Raw genomic sequence first — 24894 nt, forward strand, 5'->3', positions numbered from 1 at the left:
TCGTCTTCTCATCGGGTAAGCTTTCCTTCCTTTTATTTAACTAGTCTGAGCAGAGATAGTTGAGCCCGTTCACTAAAAATAACCGGTCACTGGGATTTTTTTGGTTTTTAGCTTCTCCAATCGCTGCGCGTTCCTTTGTTGCTTCAGGTATAGGTGTCTGATCTGTTTCTTGCGAAAACGTTGTTGCTGCCAATTATTTTTAAAAATATCGGACTAACGGATTTGATACTGTGCAAAAAAGATTAGTCCAATGAGTTGCTTGTTTTTGATGTAACGGGGCGCCTGCTGATGAGTTGCACATTTTCTATGTATGGCTCTATAGTTCAATCAGATTCTTTTTATCTTTATAAATCCTCTTTAAGCCATTTTTGGTTTTTGACAGTGAATTATGGAATCAGGGTAATGAAGATATGCGATGCGTGGTAGAGATCGGTAGTATAGTATAATATTAATATTGTTGAGGCTTCTTGAGTAGCAGAACTGCAAAGTGTAAGTTCAATTTCTGTTGCCGTAACACAGGGCGCGGGAGGAGTGATTTGGCTGGGTGCGATGCAACCTCAGGTATAGGTATGGGGTCATGGTGGTGCAAAGGGTGTTGAAAGGCATGGTTCTTGATAATGTCTGAGCGAATCCAAAACAGTAAAAATTACAGGTATAGCTATTTCTATAGTATCCTGCATTTTTAATTAGATTTTTTCTATTTACTATATTTTGGTATATCTTTGACAGCCTGCCAGCTCGTGGCCAGGACCTTTAGAAAAGCGAGGTGTGATATATGAGAACTTTTACAAAAATGATAATAACGGCTGTCTTTGCGGTTTCGCATTTGGCAGCATACAGTGTAACGGCCGATGGCCGCTTAAAAGAGGCGGGCACCCTCTCCGCCAATGAAGGCGGTAGCTCCGCCTGGAAAGCCGTTCCTGAGAGGAAAGCCGAAGCAAACGTGCGTGCTGAAAATGCCAGAACTGCCGCCTGGGTGAAGGATTACACCAAAAACAAGAGCAAAAGCTTATACCTGACAGAAACGGCCTACGCCAGCTCATCCAGGTTCGTTATCAACTCTTACATGGCCTTTATGCCGTCGCCTGAGCGTCAGACGCCCTCGATCAATGCTTACCCGAATCCTTCGCGTGGCATTACCCGGGTGCAGCTGTCGCAGGTGGGTATGGCTGAAAACTACAAGCTGAAGATATCGAACACGATCGGTAAGGTGATGGAGACGCACGAGCTGCCGGTAACGCACTCCAATGTTTTCGTGCTCGATATGACAGGATACCCGGCCGGGGTGTATTTTTACAGCCTGCTCGTGAACGATAAGACCGTGGAAACGAAGCGTTTGATCCTTCAAAAATAAAAGGGAGCTATACCCCTTACAAGAGCGAAAGCCAGTTGAGAGACTGGCTTTTTTTTATGGCAGACTCTTCAAAGGTGCGCAGGCACCAATTTATTTAGTATTTTCGACGCTGAATATTTGTAAATTGCTATGACGGATTATCGCAAGATAAACAACCTCGTAGGCTGGCTCGTGTTTTTGATCGCGACCGCCGTGTATGTATTGACGCTGGAACCTACTGCCAGTTTCTGGGACGCGGGCGAATTCATCGCCTGTTCTTACAAGCTCTTAGTACCGCACCCCCCGGGGGCGCCGTTCTACCTGTTGGTAGGCCGTATGTTCTCCATGTTCGCCGGCGATCCAACCCAGGTGGCCTGGTGGGTGAACCTCCTTTCTGCGCTCTGCAGCTCATTTACCGTGTTGTTCCTGTTCTGGTCCATTACCATCCTGTCGCGCCGCCTGCTGGTGAAGGTGGAGGGAGTAGCACCATCCAAGGGACAGACCGTGTTGATCATGGGCGCTGGTGCCGTGGGTGCGCTGGCCTACACCTTCACGGACTCCGCCTGGTTCTCAGCGGTAGAAGCCGAGGTATACGCCATGTCGTCTTTCTTCACGGCCATCGTTTTCTGGGCCATGCTGCGCTGGGAGTCGAAGGTGGGAGAGTCGCTTTCGGATAAGTGGCTGATTCTGATCGCCTACCTCATCGGCCTTTCGATCGGGGCGCACTTGCTGAACCTGGTGGCTATACCTGCGCTGGCCTTTATCTACTACTTCCGTCTGTACAGACCGACCTGGAAAGGCGGCCTGATCGCGTTTATGATCAGTGCCGTGATCGTGATGGCCATTCTATGGGGCATTATACCTGGTCTGCCGTCGCTGGCCGGCAATGTGGAGGTGTTCTTCGTCAACTCACTGGGAATGCCTTTCGGCTCGGGTATCATCTTCTTTGTGATTCTGCTGGTAGCGGCCATCATCTACGGTATACGCTACTCTATCCAGCATAACATCCGGGTGCTAAACACGGCCCTTCTTTGTTTCTCCTTTATCCTGATCGGCTACTCGTCTTACATGATCATCCCGATCCGGTCATCCTACAACCCGACGATTGACGAAAATGCACCAGACGATATTCTGAGTTTTGTGTCTTACCTGAAGCGTGAGCAGTACGGTGACCGTCCGCTACTCTACGGACCGCAGTACAACGCGCAGCCTGTGGCCCAGGAAGAAGGAGCTCCTCGTTACGTGAAGGGCAAAGACAAATACGTAATGGCTGGTCGTAAGCTCGAAACCATTTACGACAGCAAAGACAAAACCCTGCTGCCGCGCATCTACAGCGACAATCCGCAGCACCTCCAGGAGTATAAAAAATGGGTAGACCTCCGGGAAGGACAGGCGCCAACGTTTGGCCAGAACCTGAGTTTCCTTTTCCGTTACCAGCTTGGCCACATGTACTGGCGCTATTTCCTCTGGAACTTTGTGGGCCGCGAAAGTGACGTGCAACAGTCGGGCGTGCTGTGGTTTGGCAAACCAACCGACGGCGTACCTGACCGGGTAGCCAACAGCAAGGCGCGCAACACCTTCTACCTGCTGCCCCTTATCTTCGGCATTGTCGGTTTGATCTACCAGATACGCAAGAACGAGCGCGATGCCTTTATTGTGGGCCTGCTCTTCTTCTTTACAGGTATAGCCATTGCCCTATACCTGAACCAGCCGCCCATCGAGCCGCGCGAGCGTGACTATACCTTTGCGGGTTCCTTCTACGCCTTCTCCATCTGGATCGGGCTGGGGGTGCTGGGCATAGCCGAGCTGCTGAACCGCGGCCTGCGCAATGTCACGACCAGCGGCGCTATTGCCACCGTCATCGGTCTGGCCGTGCCAGGTATACTGGCCGCCGAAGGCTGGGACGACCACGACCGCTCCAACCGCTACCACTCTGTAGACTCCGCTAAGAACCTGCTGGACTCAGTAGCGCCAAACGGCATCCTGTTCACCAACGGCGATAACGACACCTTCCCGCTGTGGTATGCGCAGGAGGTGGAAGGCTACCGTACCGATGTGCGCGTGGCCGTGCTCAGCTACCTGAACACCGACTGGTACATCGACCAGATGAAGCGCCAGGCTTACAAGTCTGATCCGTGGCCGCTGACGCTCGAGAACGAGAACTACCGCCAGGGCACCAACGACTACCTGCCGTACGTAGAGCGCCAGCAGGTGGCGGCAGGTATAGACCTGAAGCAATTCATCAGTCTGGTGCGTCAGAACCATCCGGCGCTGCAGGTGCAGGCAGGCAGCGGTACCTCGCTACTGAGTTTTCCGACTAAAAATTTCTTCCTGGATGTGGACAAGAACAAAGTAGCGCAGGCCGGCTTTGTCGCCAAAGACTTCCAGGACCAGATCACGGACCGCATGCAGTGGACCATCAACAAGTCGCTGCTCGAGAAGAAGCACCTGATCATACTGGACCTGCTGTCCACAAACGAGTGGGAGCGCCCGGTATACTTCTCCACGACCGTGAACAGCGCCGATTTTATGGGCTTGTCGGAATACTTCCAGCTTGAGGGGCTCGCCTACCGCGTAGTGCCTGTGAAGGTAAGCAGCGAGGAGGCGCCGGGCTTCCTGAACAAGGAGCTCATGTATAAGAACATGATGAACTTCAGCTTCCGCAACTTCAACGACCCGAGCATCTTCTACGACGAAAACTACTTCCGTTTCGCCGCCAATGCCCGCGACAAGTTCGGCAAGCTGGCCGCTGAGTACCTGATGAGCGGCGACAATGCCCGCGCCAAGGAACTGGTGGACCACTGCTTTGAGCAGCTGCCGCCAAGCACCGTGCCTTACGACTACTATACGCCGCAGTTTATTTCCATTATGGCGGATTTAGGTGAAGAGGAACGAGCGAAGAGCCTGTGGGAAGACATGGCCAAAAACTCGCGTGAGTCAGTGGACTACTACCTCGAAAAAGGCGCCCTGTTTGACATGGAGATACAAACCAACCTGTTTATCATGCAGCAGCTCATAGGCGAGGCGCAGGCCATCGGCGAAGAGCAGAAGGCAAAAGAACTGCAGGACGTGTTTGTGCAATATCTGCAGCGTATGCGGCGTTAAACAAAATAGAGAGTTAAACAGTACAAAAGCCGAACCCGTTTGTGTGTTCGGCTTTTGCTATTTTCGGGTGCCTGCTTTATCTTCAAGCTAATGAAACAGATAAGTCTTCTTACCTGCCTGTCCGTACTGCTACTGCTCTCCTCGTGCGGTAGCTCCGACATTGCCTACGCGCCGATGTACCGCGACACTGCGCCCGTTGCCGCCAGATCAGAGCAGCCCGAGGTGGTGCTGCAGCACGGCTACTACAGCACCCCCGACAGCCTGCACCTGATCCTTCGCTTTGAAGAACTCCGGCAGTTGCTCGACCTGACGCAGGCCGCTGACCGTGTGGACTTCACCATCCGGTCAGGCAGCACCGAACGGGACATGCTCCTGCTGCGCGATACGGTGCAGGTGCTGCCACAGTACAGGGTGGCGTCGAACGGGACCTTGGAGGTGCCGGTGACGATACCTGCCAGGTATGCAACGGCGGGCAATACCATGCAGGTGCGGCTTTGGATGAAGCTGGCCGGACAGGAGCGCCTGGGTGTGTCTCACCGACTGGCACTAAGCCCCAACATGCTGCGAAAAGACTTTATGCTGCTGCAGGTACGGACGAATGCGCCGCTGCTGCGTGGCTTTGCGACTACTTCCGACAGCCTATACCTGTGGCAGCCAAGCGATACCAACACTACTTTCAGGATGCAACAGGTGGACTATACCTTGCAGCCTGCTTTACCCCCGATGTCGACGAGACAAGAAACTATGCCGGTTGTGCCGCAGGTCGCAGGAGACTCGCTGGCAATGGCTGCTCTGGATACCTTTCGTTTAGAGCAAGAGGGGCTATACCTGCTGCGCACCGGATCAGGCGCCACGCAGGGGCTGGTGGTGCAAGGCGGCACCTATCCGCTCATCACCCGCGTGCAGGACATGATCACCCCACTTATTTACCTAACCACTTCAGCCGAGCGGGAGGCGCTCTACAATACGCAGGATCAGAAAGCGGCCGTGGATGCCTTCTGGCTAAAAATAGCCAAAGACAAGAAACTGGCGCGCGAGTTGATCCGCACCTACTATACCCGTGTCGAGACGGCGAACAAGCTCTATACCTCATTCAAGCCCGGCTGGGCCACCGACCGCGGCATGATCTACATCATCTATGGCAAGCCGCACAACGTGAGCGTCAGCCCTGATGCCGAAACCTGGATCTACCGCGAATCGGAGGCGACGCCCTACGTCAAGTTCGTATTTACGAAAAAAGAGAATACCTTTACCGAAAATCACTTTGAGCTGGTACGGAACCGAGAGTACGAGGAGAACTGGTACAGCACTGTAGCAAGATGGAGAGCAGGAATAACAAATTTGTAGGCGGTAACCGCTATGGCGGCCCCAGAACTCCGAAGGAGGATAAAATGGAAATGATCTTCGGCCTCAGACCGATCATAGAGGCCATGCTGGCCGGAAAGGTGCTGGAGAAGATCTTTGTGCAGAAGGGTGCCCGAAATGCCACCACGGATGAACTGCTTGACCTGGCCAAAAAGCACGATATACCGGTTGCCAGCGTACCGATCGAAAAACTCAACAACCTGACCCGCAAAAATCACCAGGGAGCCGTTGCGCTGATCTCAGCGATCACGTACATGCCGCTGGACGAGATCGTAACGTCACTTTTTGAGAAGGGCAAGAGTCCGCTGCTGCTGATACTGGATCGCATCACGGACGTGCGCAACTTCGGTTCCATCGCCCGTAACGCCGAGTGTATGGGCGTGGACGCGATCGTAATACCGAGCAGGGGAGGAGCCCAGATCAATGCGGATGCGATTAAGACCTCAGCCGGCGCCCTGCACCTGGTGCCTGTCTGCCGCGAACCCAACCTGAAAAACACAATCGACTACCTCAAGGACTATGGCGTGCAGATCATTGCCTGTACCGAAAAGACAGAGCATAACCTGACCGATAACACAGTGGACTTCGTCGGTCCGACTGCCATTATCATGGGCAGCGAGGAAGACGGTATATCGCCGGAGTACCTGAAGCGTGCCGATGCCAAGCTGCGTATTCCGCTCATCGGCCAGATCGGATCCCTCAACGTATCGGTTGCCACCGGCATCATCCTTTACGAAGCCATGAGCCACCGCCTGCGCGAAAGCGGTTACTCCAGCCAGAATACTTTCGAGCCGAGATAAGCAGGTATAGCCTCACCGAATGAAGGTATAGCTTGCCGGAAACAGATAAAAAAGGGGAACGCTGCTGTCAGCGTTCCCCTTTTTTCGTTCTGAACTATACCTTGTCAGGTATAGCCAGTGTGCTAGATGTAGTCAGCGCCTTTTTTAGACTTGGCATCCGACATGAATTCCTTTACTTTCTGCTCTTCGCTCAGGCGGCAGATCATGAGCACATTGTCGTGTTCGGCCACAATATAGCCTTCCAGCCCCTCAACCACCACCAGGCGGTCTTTAGGCGTTTTGATGATGCAGTTTTTGGTATCGTAAAGCAGCACATCGCCGCCTACCACGTTGCCGGCTTCGTCTTTTTCATTGATGGTGTAAAGCGAGTTCCAGGTACCCAGGTCGGACCACCCGATGTCGGCCAGCACCACGTACACATTGTCCACCTTCTCCATAATGCCATAGTCGATGGAAATGTTACGGCAATGCGAGTAGGCTTTCACAATGAAATTGGGTTCTTTGGGCGTATTCAGGCTGGTGGCGCCCTCTTCAAAAATTTCGCTTATTTCAGGCAGGTACTGTCTGAAGGCCCGCATAATGCTCTGCACATTCCAGATGAAAATACCGGAGTTCCACACAAAGTCGCCGCTGTTGAGGAACATCTGCGCCAGCTCCAGGTTTGGCTTCTCGGTGAAGGTCTTTACCTTCTTGATGGTCTGTGACTCGTCGTCGATGTACTGGATATACCCGTAGCCGGTGTCAGGGCGGCTCGGCGTAATGCCGAGGGTGATGAGGACGTCGTCGCTGTCGGCAGCCTCCACCGCTTTTTTGATGACCTGGGTAAAGGCGTCCTGCTTCAGTACCACGTGGTCCGAAGGCGTCACGATGAGGTTGGCGTTCGGGTTGATCTGCGCAATTTTCCAGGATGCGTAGGCAATGCAGGGAGCGGTGTTGCGTCCGATCGGCTCGAGCAGGATCTGATTGTCGCTCAGCTCAGGCAGCTGCTCCTTCACCAGGTTTTCATAGTCGCGGTTGGTGACCACGTATATGTTTTCGGGTGGGCAGATGTCCCTGAATCGGTTCATGGTCATCTGGAGCATGCTTTCGCCTACGCCCAGTACATCATGAAACTGCTTTGGGAAATCGGTACGGCTAAATGGCCAGAAGCGGCTTCCGATGCCGCCTGCCATGATGACCACAAAAGTGTTTTCGTTCATGTCTATATGAGTCCTTCTTTCAGCAAGTCGTGGAGGTGTACGAATCCCTCGAACTTACCTGCTTTTGTGACAATGAGTTGTGTGATGTTTTTTTCCTGCATGATAGCAAGGGCTTCTGCGGCATAGGTTTCAGGCTCTATGGAAAGAGGGGAGGCTGTCATGATATCTGATGCGCGTATACCTTCTATCGAATCATATTTGTTGAGCATACGGCGTAAATCGCCATCAGTTATAATTCCCACCAATTCTGTCGTTCCGTCCTTTACAACAGCGGTAGCTCCCAGCCGCTTAGAGGAAATTTCGATAATAATATCCTTCAGCGGGGCGTTCTCTGAAACGTGTGGGGCCATGTTCTGGCGGAAAATGTCGTCCACTTTCAGGTATAGGCGCTTGCCCAGCGAGCCGCCCGGATGCAGTGTGGCAAAGTCGGCGCTGCTGAAGCCGCGGGCCTCCAGCAAACTGACAGCCAGGGCATCGCCGAGTGCCAGCGCAGCGGTGGTGCTGGTAGTAGGGGCCAGGTTGTGCGGACAGGCTTCGCGCTCCACCGAGGCGTTCAGCACGAAGTCAGCGCTCTGGGCCAGGTATGAGTCGGTGCTCGAAACCAGGGCCGCCAGCTGGGCACCTTTGCGTTTGAGCAAAGGAACAAGTACCTTTATCTCAGGCGTGTTCCCGCTCTTGGAGATGCAGATCACAAAATCGTCGGGCTGGATCATGCCGAGGTCGCCGTGAATGGCATCGGCCGCGTGCATAAAGAGCGCGGGCGTTCCCGTCGAGTTGAGGGTGGCGACAATCTTGGTGGCGATGTTGGCACTCTTGCCTATACCTGTCACCACCACACGGCCTTTGATGCTCAAAATGGCTTTGACGCAATCTTCGAAGTGTTCGTCGATAAAATCTGCCAGTCTGGCGATAGCCTCGGCTTCGTCAGTCAATACTTTTTTTGCCGTAAGGGCTATATTATTAAGAAGATTCAATTTAAATTTGTGTTAGAGGTATCCTACAGGGGATACGTTGCTTTACAGTTAAATTTCTGATTTATTACATGTCTACCAAACAGGAGATCAATCTCAAGAACAAATTAAAGGAAGTTTTTGGGTATAATCAATTTAGGGGGAATCAGGAGTTGATAATAAACAACATTATCAACGGAAAGAACACCTTTGTGATTATGCCGACCGGAGCTGGCAAGTCGTTGTGCTACCAACTGCCTGCCCTTTCGCTGCCGGGAACTGCCATCGTTATTTCGCCGCTTATCGCCCTGATGAAAAATCAGGTGGACCAACTGAACGCTTTCGGGGTGAATGCCCAGTTCCTGAACTCCACGCTTTCTAAGTCGGAGATCAACAAAGTGAAGAAGGAAACCCTGGCCGGCGAAGTGAAGCTGCTCTACGTGGCGCCGGAATCGCTGACCAAAGAGGAAACGGTTGAGTTTCTGCGTGCCTCCAATATCTCCTTTGTAGCCATCGACGAGGCACACTGTATCTCGGAGTGGGGGCATGACTTCCGCCCGGAGTACCGCCGCATCCGTGGCATCATTGACCAGATCGGCAACCTGCCGATCATCGCCCTGACGGCCACGGCCACACCGAAGGTACAGCTCGACATCCAGCGCAACCTGCAGATGGACGAGGCCTCGGTGTTTAAATCGTCCTTTAACCGTACGAACCTGTACTACGAGGTGCGCCCCAAGCACAACACCAAGAAGCAGGTGATCCAGTACGTGAAGAAGCACAAAGGCAAGAGCGGCGTGATCTACTGCCTGAGCCGCAAAAAAGTGGAAGAGATCGCGGAGCTGCTCCGCGTCAATGATATCAAGGCGCTGCCCTACCATGCTGGTCTGGACTCCAACATACGCATGGCCAACCAGGATGCTTTCCTGAACGAGGAGGCCGACGTGATCGTGGCGACCATCGCCTTCGGCATGGGCATCGACAAACCGGATGTGCGTTTTGTGATCCACTACGACACGCCGAAATCCATTGAGGGTTACTACCAGGAAACAGGCCGTGCTGGTCGTGATGGCCTGGAAGGCAACTGCATCATGTTCTACAGCTACGACGACATCATCAAGCTGGAGAAATTCAACAAAGACAAACCCGTAACTGAGCGCGACAATTCCAAACTACTGTTGCAGGAGATGGCCGCCTATGCCGACTCGGCCGTGTGCCGCCGCAAGCAGCTGCTGCACTACTTTGGGGAGGCTTACGAGAAAGACTGCGGCTTCTGCGACAACTGCCTGCACCCGAAAGAGCGTTTCGAGGCGCAGAACGAAGCCTTGCTGGCACTCAAAACCATTCAGCAGACAGGGGAGCGCTTCAGCATCGAGCACAACACAGCCGTGCTGACAGGCCTGCGCAACCAGTACGTGACCAGCTACGACCACGACAAGCTGGAGGTGTTCGGCGCCGGCAAGGAGCACGACGCCCAGTTCTGGAGCTCCGTGCTGCGCCAGGTGTTGCTCTCCGAGTACCTGGAGAAGGACATTGAGCAGTTCGGCATCGTGAAGCTCACACAGAAAGGGCTCGACTTTATTGCCAACCCGCATCCGATCCAACTAACCAAAGACCACGATTTTGAGCAGGAAGTAAAAGAAGACGAGGAGAAAGAGGAAACGCAGGCATCTGCCGGCCACGACGAAGTGCTTTTTGATTTGCTCAAAAACCTACGCAAGAAACTGGCAAAGGAGAAAAACCTGCCGCCTTATGTGCTGTTCCAGGACCCTTCCCTGAAGGAGATGGCCACCGTATACCCGACTACCCGCGACGAACTGGCCTACATAGCCGGTGTAGGTATGGGCAAGGTGCAGAAGTTCGGCAAGCCCTTCCTGGACCTGATCAGCAAGTACGTAGAGGAAAATGATATCGTAACGGCCGCTGATGTGGTGGTAAAGACCACTGTTAACAAGTCGAAGATCAAGATCTACATCATTCAGCAGATAGACAAAAAGGTGGACCTGGAGGAGATCGCCTCTTCCAAAGACCTGACCATGCAGGAGTTGATCGAGGAGATAGAGCACATTTGCTACTCAGGCACCAAGCTGAACCTGAACTACTACATCGACAACATTCTGGACGATGAGCGCCAGGATGAGATCTACGACTACTTCATGAGTGCCAGTACTGACAACATAGCGGTGGCGCTCAAGGAGCTTGGCACGGACGACTACAGCGAAGAGGATGTGCGCCTGATGCGTATCAAGTTCTTGTCGGAGTATGCGAACTAAATTGTTGCTTGCTGATCGATGATTGTTTGGTAGCGATCAGCAGGAAGAAGAATAAAAAGCAGGGAGAGGCCGTTGCATTAGTGCAGCGGTCTCTTTTTTTAAGCTATACCTGGCAGGAAAAGTAAAAACCGTGATTTGTGCTTTACTGCGCCTTATAAATTTATAACTTCGTGCCAACGCTTTTGGCAACGCTGGGAGCACCGAATAACAACGAGCAATTAGAATATGAACGTACTGATAATTGGTTCCGGAGCGAGAGAACATGCGCTTGCCTGGAAACTGAGCCAGAGCCCATACGCCCAGCAGATATTTGTCGCACCCGGAAACGCAGGCACAGACGAGTTTCATACGAGCTGCGCAATCGACATCCACAACTTCGATGAGGTTGCCAAATTCGTGACCGATTTCAACATCATGATGGTGGTGGTGGGTCCTGAGAACACGTTGGTAGAGGGTATACACGACTACTTCCAGGAGAAGGATTTTCTGCGGGACGTGCTGGTGGTAGGCCCTAAAAAGCTGGGTGCGATGCTGGAAGGCAGCAAGGACTTCTGCAAGGCCTTTCTACAGAAGTACAACATCCCGACGGCACGTTACGAAACATTCACCGAAACCAACTACCGCGATGCCGTAGAGTACCTGCGTTCGCACAGTTACCCTGTGGTGCTCAAAGCCGACGGCCTGGCTGCCGGCAAAGGCGTGATCATTGCGCAGACCTTTGATGAAGCCATTGACAGCCTGGAGGCCATGCTGCGCAACCATAAGTTCGGCAAGGCCGGGAGCAAGGTGGTGATCGAGGAGTACATGCAAGGTATAGAAGTGTCGGTGTTTATTTTGACGGACGGGAAAGAGTATGTGCTGCTGCCGGAGGCAAAAGACTACAAGCGCATCGGCGAAGGCGATGCAGGTCTGAACACAGGAGGCATGGGCGCCATTTCGCCGGTTCCTTTTGCCGACGAGGCCTTTATGCAGAGGGTGCGTGAGCGTGTGATCGAGCCGACCATCCGCGGTATGCAGGCCGATAACCTGGACTATACCGGCTTCCTGTTCATCGGCCTGATGAACGTGAACGGCGACCCTTACGTGATCGAGTTCAACGTGCGCCTGGGCGACCCTGAAACAGAGGCCATTCTGCCGCGCATCAAGTCAGATCTGTTTGAGCTTTTCCTGGCGCTGCACGACCACAAACTCGGCGAGTTCAAACTGGAGATAGACCCGCGCACGGCCGCCACAGTGTTCCTGGTGTCTGGTGGTTATCCGGAGGGCTTTGACAAAGGCAAGGAGATCTCTGGCCTGGGTCAGGTAAACCCGGATACCCTGGTGTTCCATGCCGGCACAAAGCGTGTAAATGATAAGATCGTGAATAACGGTGGCCGTGTGATTGCGGTAACGGGCCTGGGCGATACCATGGAAGAAGCACTGGCGAAAGCCAACCAGGCAGCCGAAGCGATTACCTGGACCGACCGCTACTACCGTCGTGACATAGGCTTTGACCTGCAGAAGCAGCCAATGCCCTAGGCGAGCTATACCTGGATAAAAACAAAAGCCGGTGTTTCGCGAAACACCGGCTTTTTTGTTGAGATAAGCTTTCAACTTAGCAATAAGCTTCGAAAGCGCCTTGCAGGTTGTCTACAATGCGGTTAAGCTCGTTACCCTCGATGTGGTAGCGCTCGATCATGTGCACCAGCTCACCGTCCTTGAACAAGGCAATAGAAGGAGATGATGGCGGGTAAGGCAGCATGTACTCACGTGCCTTGGCCACAGCGTCCTGTTCCATACCTGCAAAAACGGTGATCATTTTAGAAGGGCGCTTCTCAGAAGCGGCAACCGCCATCTTAAGAGCCGGGCGCGCCTTGGAAGCGGCACAGCCGCAAACAGAGTTCACCGCCACCAGCACCGTGCCTTCTTTAGACGAAAGTGCCTGCTCTACTTCTTCTGCGGTCATCAGTTGTTCGAAGCCTGCAGAGGTGAGGTCTTCGCGAATTGGGGCGACCATATATTCAGGATACATTCCCATGATTATCAGCTTTTAATTGAAAGATACTTGACACCGCAAAATTAATCATAATTCTGCAGAAAGGCTACATATCAGGAGCATAACACGAGGCAGGGAACTTAAAATATATCTTTTTGTATAGTTTTGAGAATATGCGTTTTAGCTAAACACAAGGTAAAGAATAAAGGTATATACGTTTATTCCGTTATGCTGTGTTCGCGGCCTGATGCAGGGTACATGGCATTCGGGTACTTTGCGCGATCCTTGGCTTAAGACCTGACTATGCAACCTCACTCTTACCCACATCCATTTGGCATGAAAAGGCTCCACCAGGCGGCCTACTTTTACATGCCCGCTAACGATGAACGGCCCGCCGAGCTTATCCAGATCCTGAACTGCGACCGCTCTTACATCCATGTGCCCATGCGGGAGGAGGACGTCACGCTGGACGCCTTTTTCGTGCGCGACATGACGGAGGCGGAGATTCAGAATTTTGGTGGCAATCAGACCTGGCAGATATTCGTGCATTGGGACGAGCTCCACGAGGACCATGTGCACTACAAGGTGAGTGGGAAAGTGATCAAACAATTGGAGCAATTCAAACTGAAGTTTCCGTTATCTGAAAGTGTAGCGGCCTGAGGGCGATTAATTATAAAAATACAGGACAGGTATAAACCAAGTAAAAAGCCTCTCAGGGAAATATGAGGGGCTTTTTACTTGGTGCTGGCAGTGCTTTAACTTTAGCTTTGGAGTGTTATCACCCCCTTCTATTTTCTCAACTGAAAAGCCGTGTAAATGTAGGAAACACCAGCGAAAATAAGCGCTAGCGCAGTATAAACAACGATGGTCATTCCGGCAAACAACGGGTTCCACAGCAGGATAAAGGAGAATACTACTCCCAGTATGCCGATGACTAATAAACCAGCCCAGTTCGGAATCCGGTACTTTCTTAATTCAACGGCCCACACTATGGACATGGTGGAGCGGAACAATAAACCGAAGCCCACAAAGAAGGGGAGGATTAGCAGCGTAAGCTCGCCCCGTGCAAGCAGCAGGATGCCCACCAGCAGGTTCATGATGCCACCGGCAAGCGCCCACCCCCAGCCGTCAAGGAAGTTGCGGTTAATGACAGCATAGATAATCTCCAGTATACCTGTGATTAAAAAGAGGTAGGCGAACAAAAATGCCAGGGCAACATACGAGGCAATAGGCGTACGGAAAACCCATATGCCCAGCACAACGAAAAGTATACCCAGCATTAGAAGAAGATACCAGAGCCTGCCAGTTTTCCTAGTTGTTTTAATTTCCATTCTTGTTGGTTTTAGTTTACTCCCTGGGTTTTCTGCTCAGGCTATACCCGTTAGACAATGCCATAGCTGTTTGACTCGCCACCATCAATGGCTATGGTCTGGCCGTTAACATAAGACGCATCTTCACTTAACAGAAAGATTACAACTTTGGCCACTTCTTCAGGTAATCCTAAGCGTTTGATCGGGTTTGCCTGTGCATATTCCGTTTCAGCGGCTTTTGGGTCGTCCGGGTTTACCTGCCGGAAGGCTTCGGCCACCATCGGCGTCAGGATGGCGCCCGGGGCGATCGCGTTGGTGGTAATCCCATACCTGCCAAATTCCAATGCTGCATTTTTGGTCATGCCCGAAACGGCATGCTTGCTGGCTACATAGGGGGTCTGGTTCAGCACACCTCTGATACCGCCCACGGAAGCTACGTTTACAATACGCCCATACTGCTGCTTCTGCATGATAGGAATGATGTACCGCATGCCGTAGAACACACCCATCAGGTTAATATCGATCACCTTCCTGAACACCTCTACATCGTACTCCGTCATCAGAGCCTGCTTCCCTTCTATACCTGCGTTGTTGTAAAAGCCATCGATGCGGCTGAATGCTCTCACCGTTTCATCAACATATTTTTTTACTTCCTCTTCTTTGGAAACATCGGCTGCCAGGGTTATGACTTTGGCTTCGGGATACTCTTTTGAAATGGCTTGTCTCGCTTCATCCAGGGCCTTTTCGTTATAATCGATCAGCGACAGATGGGCGCCCTGTTCTGCCGCTTCTTTTGCCGCAGCCAGTCCCAACCCCATGGCGGCTCCTGTGATGACAATAACTTTGTTTTCTAGCTTTTTCATTGTGTAGATTTAATAAGCTGTAATTATTCAAGTGGCTTATCGGTAATTGTCATGCCTTCCGGTTAGCCGATTTCTTTACCTCGGCTAGCTGACAATATACCGCATACCTTGCCTAACAGGTATAGCCTCCCAAAACCTAAGCAGGTTTTGTAAAATGCAATTTGTAATTGTTTATGTTATATAATGAATGTTTACGCGGAAACAGGTCCGGAGTTATTTGACTGTTCAGTTGCGGTTGTCACCGAAAATCAAATCGCTTTATTGAGCTAAGTGACGGTGCGTCTACCATCATTATTACTTGTGTTAGTCCCCTTCCTTTGCTACAAACAACGATCTTCATAGACCGGCATCTTAAACCATCAGAAAGCTGCAGCCTCATACCTAAACAAGGCGGGAAACTGCTTTTCTATTCGTTTGAAACTCAGTCCGAAAGGAGACCAGCTCATAGAGCAATGCGCCTTCAATTTGCCGGAAAAGGAACGGGATATAAAAAGTCCGGGCTTTCTATACCTGGGGAAAACGCTTTCTGCACATTTCTGAGTGAGATTTTCTAATCGTGGGCAAATTATTAGATGTTATATTAAAACATTCCTATAAATAAATGCGTTTATTTGTCTATCCTTATATCATTCACGCATAAAAACATAAAAAGAAATCTGCTTATGAAAACACCTTTACTCTCTATTCTCCTCACGCTGGCGCTGTTCCTGAACGGGATGGCCCAAAGCGCGCCCAAGCGGGAGTTCCGTGGCGCTTGGATCGCGACCTACGCCAACATCGACTGGCCAAACCGGAACCAGACACCAGCCCAGCAGCGGGCCGCCCTTATTTCAATTCTGGATCACCACAAAGCCACCGGCATCAACGCCATATTCCTGCAGGTGCGCAGCCAATGCGATGCGCTATACGCTAGCCCTATTGAACCCTGGTCCGCTGACCTGACCGGCCTGCAGGGAAGAGCACCCAGCACACCCTGGGACCCGGTGGCCTTTGCGATCGAGGAGTGCCGCAAGCGAGGCATGGAATTCCACGCCTGGATCAATCCTTACCGCGCCATTGCCAACTATAACAACATCGGCACCTTCGACCCGAGCCACGTGGCCCGACGCAAGCCGGAGTGGTTGCTGGCAGCCGGCAACCAGCGCATCCTCAACCCCGCCTTGCCCGAGGTGCGCGACTACGTGACTTCTGTGATCGAAGACATTGTGACGCGCTACGATGTGGATGGTATTCATTTCGATGACTACTTTTATCCGAACGCGACTTTCAACGACGACGCCAACTACCTGGCTGATCCGAGAGGCTTCACGGACCGCGGCGACTGGAGAAGGGATAATGTGAACATGCTTGTGCAGCAGGTGAGCGAGAGCATCAAGGCTGCAAAACCCTGGGTGAAGTTCGGCATTTCCCCTTCCGGCATTTACCGCAACAGCACCAACCCTGCCATCGGCTCAGCTACTTCTGGTCTACAGCACTACGTGACGCTTTATGCCGATTCCCGCAAATGGTTGCAGGAAGGCTGGATCGATTACCTGGCCCCACAGGTATACTGGTACATCGGTCAGCCGGGCGCCAACTACAGTGTGCTCATCCCTTGGTGGAACAACAATGCCTATGGCCGCCACATCTACATCGGGATGGCAGGTTACAAGGTGAATGACCCGGCACAGGGTGCGCACTGGGCAAACCCGTCGCAGATACCGAACCAGGTACGCATGAACCGCGACGCTGCCCACAGCAACATCTACGGACAGGCCATCTACAATACCAGCAGCCTGCGCAGCGCCACCAAACTGGGCTTCCGCGATTCGCTGCGCTACGACTTCTACAGCAAGCCCGCCCTGATGCCCAACATGCCATGGCGTGACAACGCGGCACCGGCAACCCCGACAGATCTCATCGCGCAACGCCACGGCAACGACTCGGTGGTCATCACCTGGAACAAGCCTGCTGATAGCGGCAACGAATTTGATAAGGTAAGGCAGTTTGCCGTATACCGCTCCCTCAGTCCGATGATGGATCCGGAGAACACCGACAACCTGCTGGCCATCACCAACACCGCCACCGGCCGGTATACAGACAATGCCGTGCCTTCTGACGCACCTTACTATTACTTTGTGACGGCGCTGGACCGCTTCCACAACGAGAGCGCGCCTTCTAACGTGAGCGACTACCTGGCGCCGATCATAGCCGGTGTGAGCAACCAGGAGATTGCGCTGGATGCCGCCAACTGCTCCGCCACCCTGCCTGACTACACCGGCATGCTGACAATAAGTGACGACGTGTCATTCCCGGACCAGATTACGCTGACGCAGTCACCGGCTGCCGGTACCGCCATCAGTGGTGTTGGAACCATGCAGATTACGTTCACGGCAACAGATGCATCGGGCAAGTCCAGCTCCGACAGCTTTACCCTCACCAAGAAAGACGTTACAGCACCGGTTATCCTGGTTCAGAACATCACGCGCGCACTCAGCAACGGCATCGTCAACATCACGGCGGCTGACCTTGACCTGGGTACCTGGGACAACTGCGGCCTGGATGTGAATGCACTCCAGATCTCGCAGAGCAGCTTTGATTGCAGCCACATCGGCGAAAACACCGTGACCCTGACGGCCCGTGACCTAAGCGGCAACGAGGCTTCGGCTACAGCCGTGGTAACGATCAACGGTGTGGTGCCGCAGGCGGCCATCAGCGTCAACAGAGCGGATAACACCTATACCGGCCTGCCAGACAACACCATCGCCCTGGGTTATGGCGCGCAAACGCTGACACTCACGGCTACCGACGCGACTTCAGCCGATGCCACCACCCGCTATACCTGGACGCCGGCAACCGGTCTGAGCAGCACAACAGGTGTTGTGGCTGAGTTCTCTCCGCAGGCAGCCGGCACCTATACCTTCACCGTGGAGGCAACCAATGCGTATGGCTGTACCTCTACTGCCACCGTTACTGTAGAGGTGATCGATGTGCGCTGCGGCGAGAACAACGACAAGGTGCTGGTATACCACAAGACAGGCAGCGCCACGAATCCGGGCAACGGCATTTGCATAGCGCCCGAGGCAGTGGCCGCACACCTAAGCAAGGGTAGTGCACTGGGTGGCAATGCTCCTGTTGCAGTTGCAAACAAAGGCCTTGCTCCTGTCCTGAGCGCTTATCCGAACCCGTTCACCAGTGAGACGACAGTGCAGTTCACGCTGGGCCAGGCAGAAGAGAAAGCGGTGCTGGAGGTATATGACCTGAATGGCAACAGGGTGGCGCGTCTGTTTGAAGGCAGTGCAGCAGCCGAAAGAGCCTATACCTTCACGCTCAACGGCAGCACTCTTAGAAACAATGTGTACATCGTGCGTCTGGTAACATCCGGACAGGTACAGACCTTCCGCCTGATGAAGAACAGGTAAGCCTACAATGGTTTGTTTATGAGAAAGCACCTGCCGGGGAATCGGCAGGTGTTTTTTTTTGCGGCACTGTACGAGTTTTGGTCCAGTGTGGGCCAGGCTATATCTTAAGTTCCACCATTCAGAGTTTCCCTGGGCCAAGTTGAGAGAAAGGCAAAGGGATAGCATTCTGCCTTTGCCTCAACTTGCCATGTCTTGTCGGTTTCTCCGGATAACCGTATTTTCCAGGTTGATGCTTGAATCCATTCAAGCTCCCTATACTAACGTGCCTGGTTTATAGACGTATCTAATTAATAAACCCAAAGGCAGTAGAATGAAAATTCAAGCTGTTGTATCACATAGCGCAGGAGAACCCTTGTAAATGGCAGGTATAGAATTAGCGGAACCCAACGCTTCCCGAGTTTCTGCCACGATCATAGTGACTGGTGTCAGTGCTATACCTACCTGCCCATTCCTCACGCTTAAAACACGCAACTAATGGCAAAAACGATAGAGCCGCATTACGACAACCTGATCATAGGTTTTGGCAAAGGAGGGAAGACCCTGGCTGCCTGGCTGGCTAAAAAAGGAGAACAGGTGTCTCTTGTTGAAAAGTCTGATAAAATGTACGGCGGGGCCTGTATCAATGTCGCCTGCATTCCCACAAAAGCGTTGATAAAAAAGGCCGAAGAAAAAATGCCTTATCAGAAGGCATACGGACTGAAAAATGAGCTGACTTCTTTTCTCAGAGAGCTCAACTATGATAACGTTGAAAAATTGCCCGCGGCAACCGTGATAACGGGCGAAGCCTCATTTGTTACGGCTAATGAAGTGCTGGTAAAAATCATCGGCAAGGATAAGGGAGAAAAGCGGATCACGGCCAACCGGATTTTCATCAACACGGGCTCGCAACCCTTTGTACCGCCGATACCAGGTATAGACACCGCCAAAAATGTTTACACCAGTATTTCTTTACTGGAGCAATCCACGCTTCCAGAAAAGCTGGTCATCATTGGCGGAGGATTTATCGGGCTGGAGTTTGCCGATATGTATGCCAAGTTCGGAGCAGAGGTAACCGTTCTGGACAGCGCTGACGAATTCTTACCCCAGGAAGATGAGGATGTGGCGGATGAAGTATATAAAGTACTAACTAGCAGGAAAATTAATATCGTGACGGCGGCAACTGTTCAGAAAGTAGAAAACACGGAAGGTGATAAAGTAAAGGTGGAGTATAAAGATAAAACCGGGGAAACGGTCTCGCTGCAGGCCTCGGCTCTCCTTATAGCTACCGGCAGAAAACCTATGACGGAGGGCCTGAACCTGGAAGCCGCCGGCATCAGGACCGACAAAAAGGGCTACATCGAGGTAGATGAGTCTCTAAAAACAAACGTCCACAATATATGGGCATTGGGCGATATCAATGGTGGCCCGCAGTTCACCTATATTTCGCTGGATGATTTTCGGATCGTCCGGGATCAATTATCAGATGCTGACTATACCACTGTGGAGCAAAGAAAGCAGGTCGCTTCGTCGGTTTTTATTACGCCCCCCTTAGCGCACATCGGGTTGCGGGAGCGAGAGGCCGTTGAGAAAGGGTATGAGATTAAAGTGGCTAAACTTCCGGCAACCAGTGTGGTCAGGGCAAGGATAGATTGCAACACAAGCGGTTTGCTAAAAACGGTGGTGGACAAGAAAACAAATAAGATCTTAGGCTGCATCCTGTTCTGTACAGGTGCAAATGAAATGATTAATACCATTCAGGTGGCCATCAACTGCGGCTTGGATTACCAAGAAGTTAGAGATACCATTTATACCCACCCGTCCATGACAGAGGCTTTTAACGATCTGTATGCTCAGATTTGACATCAATGCAAAAATAGATCAAAACTATATCTTCAGAGGGCGATAGGTCAAAGAGTTTTGGTATTTGGCCGTGCTATAAAATGCCTGAGCTATACCTGAGTAAGCTAAATCAATTGTAGCAAACAGAAAAAGCCCCCTAGCGTGCTGCTAAGAGGCTTTTCAAGTGGTCGCGAAGGGAGTCATAACTTTGCACTTATTGACATTAATATGCACCCTGTTTGCTTATAATAGCCCTTTTTTGTAAATTTAGGTATGTTTTTGGAAGCAGCTAGAAGCAGGTAAATGTAGAAAATGTTTTACCTTTTGTTTTACCTGTTACTGGTTGCTTGCCTAATTTACTTGTAGATATGGCCACAGTAAAACTTATTTTCAAAATAGAGAAAGTTGACTCAGCAGGGGAGGTGCCTCTTTACCTAAGAATAACCAAAGATAGGAAGTCCAGGTACGTTTCATTAGGCGTAAAGATAAACCCAGATAAACATTGGAATGAAAAGGACAGAAAGGTTAAAAAATCTCATCCTAACTCACAAAGGTTAAACAACTTTATTGCCCAGAAGATAGCTGAGGCAGAGGGGTTAGCACTCTCTCTTGAAACATCTGCCAAACCTGCATCATCAAAGAGTATAAAGGATACTCTTAAGGGAGCTGCTTCTACAAGCTTCTTGAAGTACGCCGACACCTATATTGATACGATTGAGAAGAAAGGCAAAATCAGTACTGCAACTAAGGCTAGAGCTATTATTGCTAAGTTAAGAGCCTATCTGGGTACTAAAGAACTTCACTTTGAGGAAATCACAGTTAGCTTCCTTAAGGCTTACGAGCACCACCTCAGCCATAAGTTAGGCAACAGTACGAACACAATTCATGCGAATCTGAAAGTTATAAGAAGACTCTTTAACGAGGCCGTCAGTGAGGACTTGATTCCATTCGAGAAGAACCCTTTTCTTAAATATAAGCTTAAGCTGACTAAGACAGTTAAAAACTTCCTTACTGAGGAGGAGCTAAAGGCTTTGGAAGACTTTGAGATTACTGCAGGTACTATGAAGTGGCACCATAGAAATATGTATGTGTTTGCAGCCTATGCAGGTGGCGTTAGAATTTCAGATGTACTTTTGCTTAAATACAAGCATTTCGACGGCGAGAGAATACTGTTAGATACTTACAAGACGGGGAGTACTATATCAGTCAAGTTGCCCCAGAAAGCATTGGATATAATAAACCTATATGTAAAGGATAAACCCAATGCTGACGAGTTTATCTTTCCTATATTAAAGGCTAATAAGGAGTATAAAGACCCTAAAGTGCTCTTTAGAGCTATCTCTTCCGCAACAGCCTACGCCAACAAGAATCTTAAGAGTATAGCGGAAAAGCTTGAGTTTAGCCACAATCTGAACTTTCACTCTAGTAGACATACATGGGCAACTAGAGCACTTCGAAAAGGTATGCGGATAGAGTATGTTTCTAAGCTAATGGGGCATAGCTCTATAAAAACTACTCAGATATATGCTAAGATTGTGTCTGAAGAGCTAGATAAGGCGATGGAAGTTTTTGATTAGTGTCAAACCCAGTACCAATGATTGAGAAAGCTAGAAAGTTTAGTAAGCTATTCAATAGCTTAAACAGACTTAATGAGTTGTTGAGACGAGATTACCATGCCTTTTTAAAACGTGAGGAGCTATCATCTAACAGCTCTCACGAGCAGTATGTAGAAAGCGCCACTGACAGACTTAAGGCTGAGCTTAGAGCCATTTGCCGAGCAATACGGGTCAAAAGCTTGCTAGATTATCAAAGGGTAAAGCCTGATATCTATATACTATATCTTCTCTTCAAGTACCTCAGAAAACAATCTAACACCTTACTACAAGAATGTAAACAAGAACTAGCACATCTAAGTGATGAAATGAATCTGGATGTCGCTAAAGATTTTTATCTCTCCCAAAACAAATCAGAGCAGGAAGCAACAATCTTAGCAAGTAGAGATGTAGAGAGTAGTGCAATAGAGTATCAATTCGCAGAAAAGGTACTCCTATCGTTTCTAAAGAAGTCTAAAGTTATTATTAATGATGTATATGAGGATTTTAGCGCTTCTAATGCATTCCTTTTAGAAGACGTATCCAAACAGGCCTTGGAAATAGATAGTGCTACTGCACGAATCGGGAGGCTACTGCAACTACCAGATGATAAATTCAGCAAAGCTATCACCAACGCGGAATTTGGCAATCCTGAAGATGGTAGGTACAAGAAGTATAAGAAACCTCAATTGACGGTAGAGCAGGTCATAATTCTCTTCCTTGCATTGAAAGATACACAAGGTATTAGCCCACATGTAGGTAAGCAAGCTCTGTCCTATCATTTAGCACGGATTACGAATCATTCTGAGAATACATTAGCACAGGGGGTAAGTAAGTTTGAAGAAATTTTAAATGAGCACAAACGTGGGCATGATGCCTACAACGGGTATACGGTAATAGAATACCTAAACAAGGTTATCAAATGGATAGACGATAAAATTGATAAATAATAAAATTTAACCCCCATTTCTTAAGGGACAGCCTGCTATTTTCCCCCGTAGCTTTGCTTCATGTTAAATCAAAAGTTAATAAACATGACGCAAGTACATCTTTTAGCCGAGGGGGACTTTCAACTGTTGTTGAATAAACTCCACTCCATAGAGGCTAATATCAAATCAACACAAGAGAAAAGTCTGGCCGATACATGGCTGGACAATGAACAGCTGATGAAGCTGCTCAATGTAAGTCGACGTACCCTGCAAAACTGGCGAGACCAAGGATTGGTTAGCTTCAGTCAGGTGGGTAGTAAGATTTACTACAATCGAAAGGACGTAGACTCCTTTCTTAATAAACATATCCAAAAATCTTTTAACGAATAACGAATTGTCTTATGAAGAAAAACTAAATCTAGAGGGCACAGCGTGCCAGGTAGAGAATGGAAGTATAAACTCAGTAGAAGCTACTGTAACTGATACTTCTAATACAACACAAATTGCAAACTCTGCACAATTTGCACGAATTGCAAAGCCTCCAATAGATGGAGGTGGAGATGAAGATGATATTGATTTATTTGATACACCACTCATACCCAAGGAAGTATATGAAAACCTACCAGACCTTCTAAAGGGGAACAGTGCAGTTTTTGATAGACCCAGAGAAAAAGACGTGTTCCTTACAGGAGCCTTGACGATTTTAAGTGGGTGCTTAAATACAGTTGATGGGATATATGATGAAAGAGAATTCTATGCCAATCTAAACTGTTTTGTAGTGGCTCCTCCTGCAAGTGGTAAGGGAGTGTTTGTTTATGCAAGAATGCTAGGAGAAGCATATCATGAGAAGCTAGTTGAAGAGAGCGAACAGACACGAAAGCAGTATCAGGCTCAATTGAATAAATATGAAGACAATAAAGATGCGACTTCAACAGCAGTATTAAAGAAGCCTCCATTCAGGATATTGTTTATTCCTGGCAATGCTAGTTCATCAGCAATTATTCAGCACTTGGTAGAAGGAGAAGGAAGAGGTATATTCTGTGAAACAGAAGCTGATACTTTGACAGGTAGTATAAAGCAGGACTGGGGCAATTTCTCAGACCTTCTTAGAAAAGCTTTTCACCATGAATACGTCAGCATAACTCGAAAGACCAATAGTGAATACAATGAAATCAAAAGGCCTCGCCTGTCAGTTGCCCTTTCTGGGACACCTAATCAGGTTGAAGGGTTAATCCCCTCTGCAGAGGATGGTTTATTTAGTAGATTTATCTTCTATGCCTTTAGTTCTAGGTCAGAGTGGCGAAGTGTGGCACCTAGAAAGAAGAGAAGGAACTTGAACTCTTATTTTAGAGAGCAGTCAGTTGAAGTTTTGAAAATGATTGATTATTTAGATGCAAACCCATCTTCCTTTGATTTGACAGAAGACCAATGGAGTAAGTTAGACCAACAATTTGAAGCATGGCTTCTGAATGTTAATCAAAGTATAGGAGGGGACGCTGAGAGCTCAATCAAGCGGTTAGGATTGATTCTTTTTAGATTAGCAATGGTGTTGACATCTATAAGGAAGTACGAAGCAAAGAGTAAAGAAAATAGCTTAGTGTGTTCTGACATCGATTTCAAAATTGCGATGCAATTAGTTGCGGTGTATAAGGAACATTCGCTGCATATGTTTAACCGATTGCCACAAACAGGAAGTTTCAGTGATAAGATGGCAAGGCAATTTTATAATGAGCTCCCTAAAGCCTTCAAAAGAAGACAGGCGTTGGATGCTGGTGATAGTAATGGAATAGAAGTTAGAACAGTTGATAAATATCTACGGGCTTTAGTAACAGCCAAAAAGTTAGAAAAATTGAAATTTGGCTCATACATTAAAACGTAGTCCGTGCAAATTGTGCAAAACATGCAAACTATACAGAGTAGAGGGGAAGCCCTTCTACTCTGTTTTAGTTTATGGGTTTCTGACTTGATAGTATTTTGGACA

18 protein-coding genes are annotated in these 24894 nt (G+C 49.8%); 13 read left to right on the top strand and 5 right to left on the bottom strand.

Annotation, left to right across the window (positions count from 1 at the left end):
- Positions 1–793 precede the first annotated feature (793 nt).
- The 4 genes from IEV97_RS11565 to rlmB all read left to right on the top strand — a co-directional run bounded on the left by IEV97_RS11565 (position 794) and on the right by rlmB (position 6603).
- On the top strand, positions 794–1354 hold the full coding sequence (locus tag IEV97_RS11565; protein WP_229733908.1) for a T9SS type A sorting domain-containing protein: 561 nt from the start codon (positions 794–796) through the stop codon (positions 1352–1354).
- Positions 1355–1483: 129 nt separating this feature from the next.
- Positions 1484–4438 (top strand): glycosyltransferase family 117 protein, encoded by a 2955-nt coding sequence (locus IEV97_RS11570; RefSeq protein WP_188501663.1) that lies wholly within the window; start codon positions 1484–1486, stop codon positions 4436–4438.
- Positions 4439–4528: 90 nt separating this feature from the next.
- On the top strand, positions 4529–5785 hold the full coding sequence (locus IEV97_RS11575; RefSeq protein ID WP_229733909.1) for a GWxTD domain-containing protein: 1257 nt from the start codon (positions 4529–4531) through the stop codon (positions 5783–5785).
- On the top strand, positions 5758–6603 hold the full coding sequence (gene rlmB / locus IEV97_RS11580; protein WP_188501664.1) for a 23S rRNA (guanosine(2251)-2'-O)-methyltransferase RlmB: 846 nt from the start codon (positions 5758–5760) through the stop codon (positions 6601–6603). Before IEV97_RS11575 ends, rlmB begins: the two co-directional genes overlap by 28 nt.
- A 122-nt stretch (positions 6604–6725) precedes the next feature.
- On the opposite strand, the gene IEV97_RS11585 is transcribed toward rlmB, so the two are convergent.
- Together IEV97_RS11585 and IEV97_RS11590 are read right to left on the bottom strand one after the other, a co-directional pair.
- Positions 6726–7802, bottom strand: coding sequence for a mannose-1-phosphate guanylyltransferase (locus tag IEV97_RS11585; RefSeq protein WP_188501665.1), 1077 nt, complete (start codon positions 7800–7802; stop codon positions 6726–6728).
- Between the two features lie 2 nt (positions 7803–7804).
- Complete coding sequence (locus IEV97_RS11590) at positions 7805–8776, bottom strand: KpsF/GutQ family sugar-phosphate isomerase (protein WP_188501666.1); 972 nt, start codon at positions 8774–8776, stop codon at positions 7805–7807.
- A gap of 68 nt (positions 8777–8844) precedes the next feature.
- On the opposite strand from IEV97_RS11590, the gene recQ reads away from it, so the two are divergent.
- Both recQ and purD read left to right on the top strand, forming a co-directional pair.
- Positions 8845–11025 carry a DNA helicase RecQ gene (gene recQ, locus IEV97_RS11595; protein WP_188501667.1) on the top strand — a complete coding sequence of 727 codons (2181 nt, stop codon included), beginning with the start codon at positions 8845–8847 and terminating at the stop codon, positions 11023–11025.
- A 225-nt stretch (positions 11026–11250) separates the two neighbouring features.
- On the top strand, positions 11251–12543 hold the full coding sequence (purD, locus tag IEV97_RS11600; RefSeq protein ID WP_188501668.1) for a phosphoribosylamine--glycine ligase: 1293 nt from the start codon (positions 11251–11253) through the stop codon (positions 12541–12543).
- Between the two features lie 76 nt (positions 12544–12619).
- On the opposite strand, the gene IEV97_RS11605 is transcribed toward purD, so the two are convergent.
- Positions 12620–13036, bottom strand: coding sequence for a BrxA/BrxB family bacilliredoxin (locus IEV97_RS11605; protein ID WP_305884434.1), 417 nt, complete (start codon positions 13034–13036; stop codon positions 12620–12622).
- Positions 13037–13336: 300 nt separating this feature from the next.
- Between IEV97_RS11605 and IEV97_RS11610 the strand changes: the two genes are divergently transcribed.
- The gene (locus tag IEV97_RS11610; protein WP_229733910.1) at positions 13337–13660 is read left to right on the top strand and encodes a hypothetical protein; all 324 of its coding nucleotides are present in this window, start codon (positions 13337–13339) and stop codon (positions 13658–13660) included.
- 128 nt (positions 13661–13788) lie between these two features.
- Here the strand turns inward: IEV97_RS11610 and IEV97_RS11615 are convergent, their stop codons facing one another.
- Complete coding sequence (locus IEV97_RS11615; RefSeq protein ID WP_188501671.1) at positions 13789–14331, bottom strand: HdeD family acid-resistance protein; 543 nt, start codon at positions 14329–14331, stop codon at positions 13789–13791.
- A 50-nt stretch (positions 14332–14381) separates the two neighbouring features.
- Positions 14382–15173, bottom strand: a complete 792-nt coding sequence (locus IEV97_RS11620; protein WP_188501672.1) for a glucose 1-dehydrogenase — start codon at positions 15171–15173, stop codon at positions 14382–14384.
- Between the two features lie 662 nt (positions 15174–15835).
- Here IEV97_RS11620 and IEV97_RS11625 point away from each other — a divergent pair.
- The 6 genes from IEV97_RS11625 to IEV97_RS11650 all read left to right on the top strand — a co-directional run bounded on the left by IEV97_RS11625 (position 15836) and on the right by IEV97_RS11650 (position 24792).
- Positions 15836–18574: a family 10 glycosylhydrolase gene (locus tag IEV97_RS11625; RefSeq protein ID WP_188501673.1), complete on the top strand. Its 2739-nt coding sequence runs from the start codon at positions 15836–15838 to the stop codon at positions 18572–18574.
- A gap of 474 nt (positions 18575–19048) precedes the next feature.
- Entirely contained in the window at positions 19049–20413 is a 1365-nt protein-coding gene (locus tag IEV97_RS11630; RefSeq protein WP_188501674.1) for an FAD-dependent oxidoreductase, read from the top strand.
- Positions 20414–20760: 347 nt separating this feature from the next.
- Positions 20761–21969, top strand: coding sequence for a site-specific integrase (locus IEV97_RS11635; RefSeq protein WP_188501675.1), 1209 nt, complete (start codon positions 20761–20763; stop codon positions 21967–21969).
- Between the two features lie 17 nt (positions 21970–21986).
- On the top strand, positions 21987–22934 hold the full coding sequence (locus IEV97_RS11640) for a hypothetical protein (RefSeq protein ID WP_188501676.1): 948 nt from the start codon (positions 21987–21989) through the stop codon (positions 22932–22934).
- Positions 22935–23018: 84 nt separating this feature from the next.
- On the top strand, positions 23019–23303 hold the full coding sequence (locus IEV97_RS11645; protein ID WP_188501677.1) for a helix-turn-helix domain-containing protein: 285 nt from the start codon (positions 23019–23021) through the stop codon (positions 23301–23303).
- 4 nt (positions 23304–23307) lie between these two features.
- Positions 23308–24792, top strand: coding sequence for a DUF3987 domain-containing protein (locus IEV97_RS11650; protein WP_188501678.1), 1485 nt, complete (start codon positions 23308–23310; stop codon positions 24790–24792).
- Positions 24793–24894: the final 102 nt, after the last annotated feature.

The organism is Pontibacter amylolyticus, from assembly GCF_014638845.1.
GTDB classification, from domain to species: Bacteria; Bacteroidota; Bacteroidia; order Cytophagales; family Hymenobacteraceae; genus Pontibacter; species Pontibacter amylolyticus.

Coding starts and splice junctions, on each gene's coding strand:
- IEV97_RS11575 (WP_229733909.1), top strand. CDS start 4,529: ATGAAACAGATAAGTCTTCTTACCTGCCTGTCCGTACTGCTACTGCTC.
- IEV97_RS11640 (WP_188501676.1), top strand. CDS start 21,987: ATGATTGAGAAAGCTAGAAAGTTTAGTAAGCTATTCAATAGCTTAAAC.
- IEV97_RS11625 (WP_188501673.1), top strand. CDS start 15,836: ATGAAAACACCTTTACTCTCTATTCTCCTCACGCTGGCGCTGTTCCTG.
- IEV97_RS11615 (WP_188501671.1), bottom strand. CDS start 14,331: ATGGAAATTAAAACAACTAGGAAAACTGGCAGGCTCTGGTATCTTCTT.
- IEV97_RS11585 (WP_188501665.1), bottom strand. CDS start 7,802: ATGAACGAAAACACTTTTGTGGTCATCATGGCAGGCGGCATCGGAAGC.
- rlmB (WP_188501664.1), top strand. CDS start 5,758: ATGGAGAGCAGGAATAACAAATTTGTAGGCGGTAACCGCTATGGCGGC.
- recQ (WP_188501667.1), top strand. CDS start 8,845: ATGTCTACCAAACAGGAGATCAATCTCAAGAACAAATTAAAGGAAGTT.
- IEV97_RS11630 (WP_188501674.1), top strand. CDS start 19,049: ATGGCAAAAACGATAGAGCCGCATTACGACAACCTGATCATAGGTTTT.
- IEV97_RS11645 (WP_188501677.1), top strand. CDS start 23,019: ATGACGCAAGTACATCTTTTAGCCGAGGGGGACTTTCAACTGTTGTTG.
- IEV97_RS11610 (WP_229733910.1), top strand. CDS start 13,337: ATGAAAAGGCTCCACCAGGCGGCCTACTTTTACATGCCCGCTAACGAT.
- purD (WP_188501668.1), top strand. CDS start 11,251: ATGAACGTACTGATAATTGGTTCCGGAGCGAGAGAACATGCGCTTGCC.
- IEV97_RS11620 (WP_188501672.1), bottom strand. CDS start 15,173: ATGAAAAAGCTAGAAAACAAAGTTATTGTCATCACAGGAGCCGCCATG.
- IEV97_RS11565 (WP_229733908.1), top strand. CDS start 794: ATGATAATAACGGCTGTCTTTGCGGTTTCGCATTTGGCAGCATACAGT.
- IEV97_RS11635 (WP_188501675.1), top strand. CDS start 20,761: ATGGCCACAGTAAAACTTATTTTCAAAATAGAGAAAGTTGACTCAGCA.
- IEV97_RS11570 (WP_188501663.1), top strand. CDS start 1,484: ATGACGGATTATCGCAAGATAAACAACCTCGTAGGCTGGCTCGTGTTT.
- IEV97_RS11605 (WP_305884434.1), bottom strand. CDS start 13,036: ATGTATCCTGAATATATGGTCGCCCCAATTCGCGAAGACCTCACCTCT.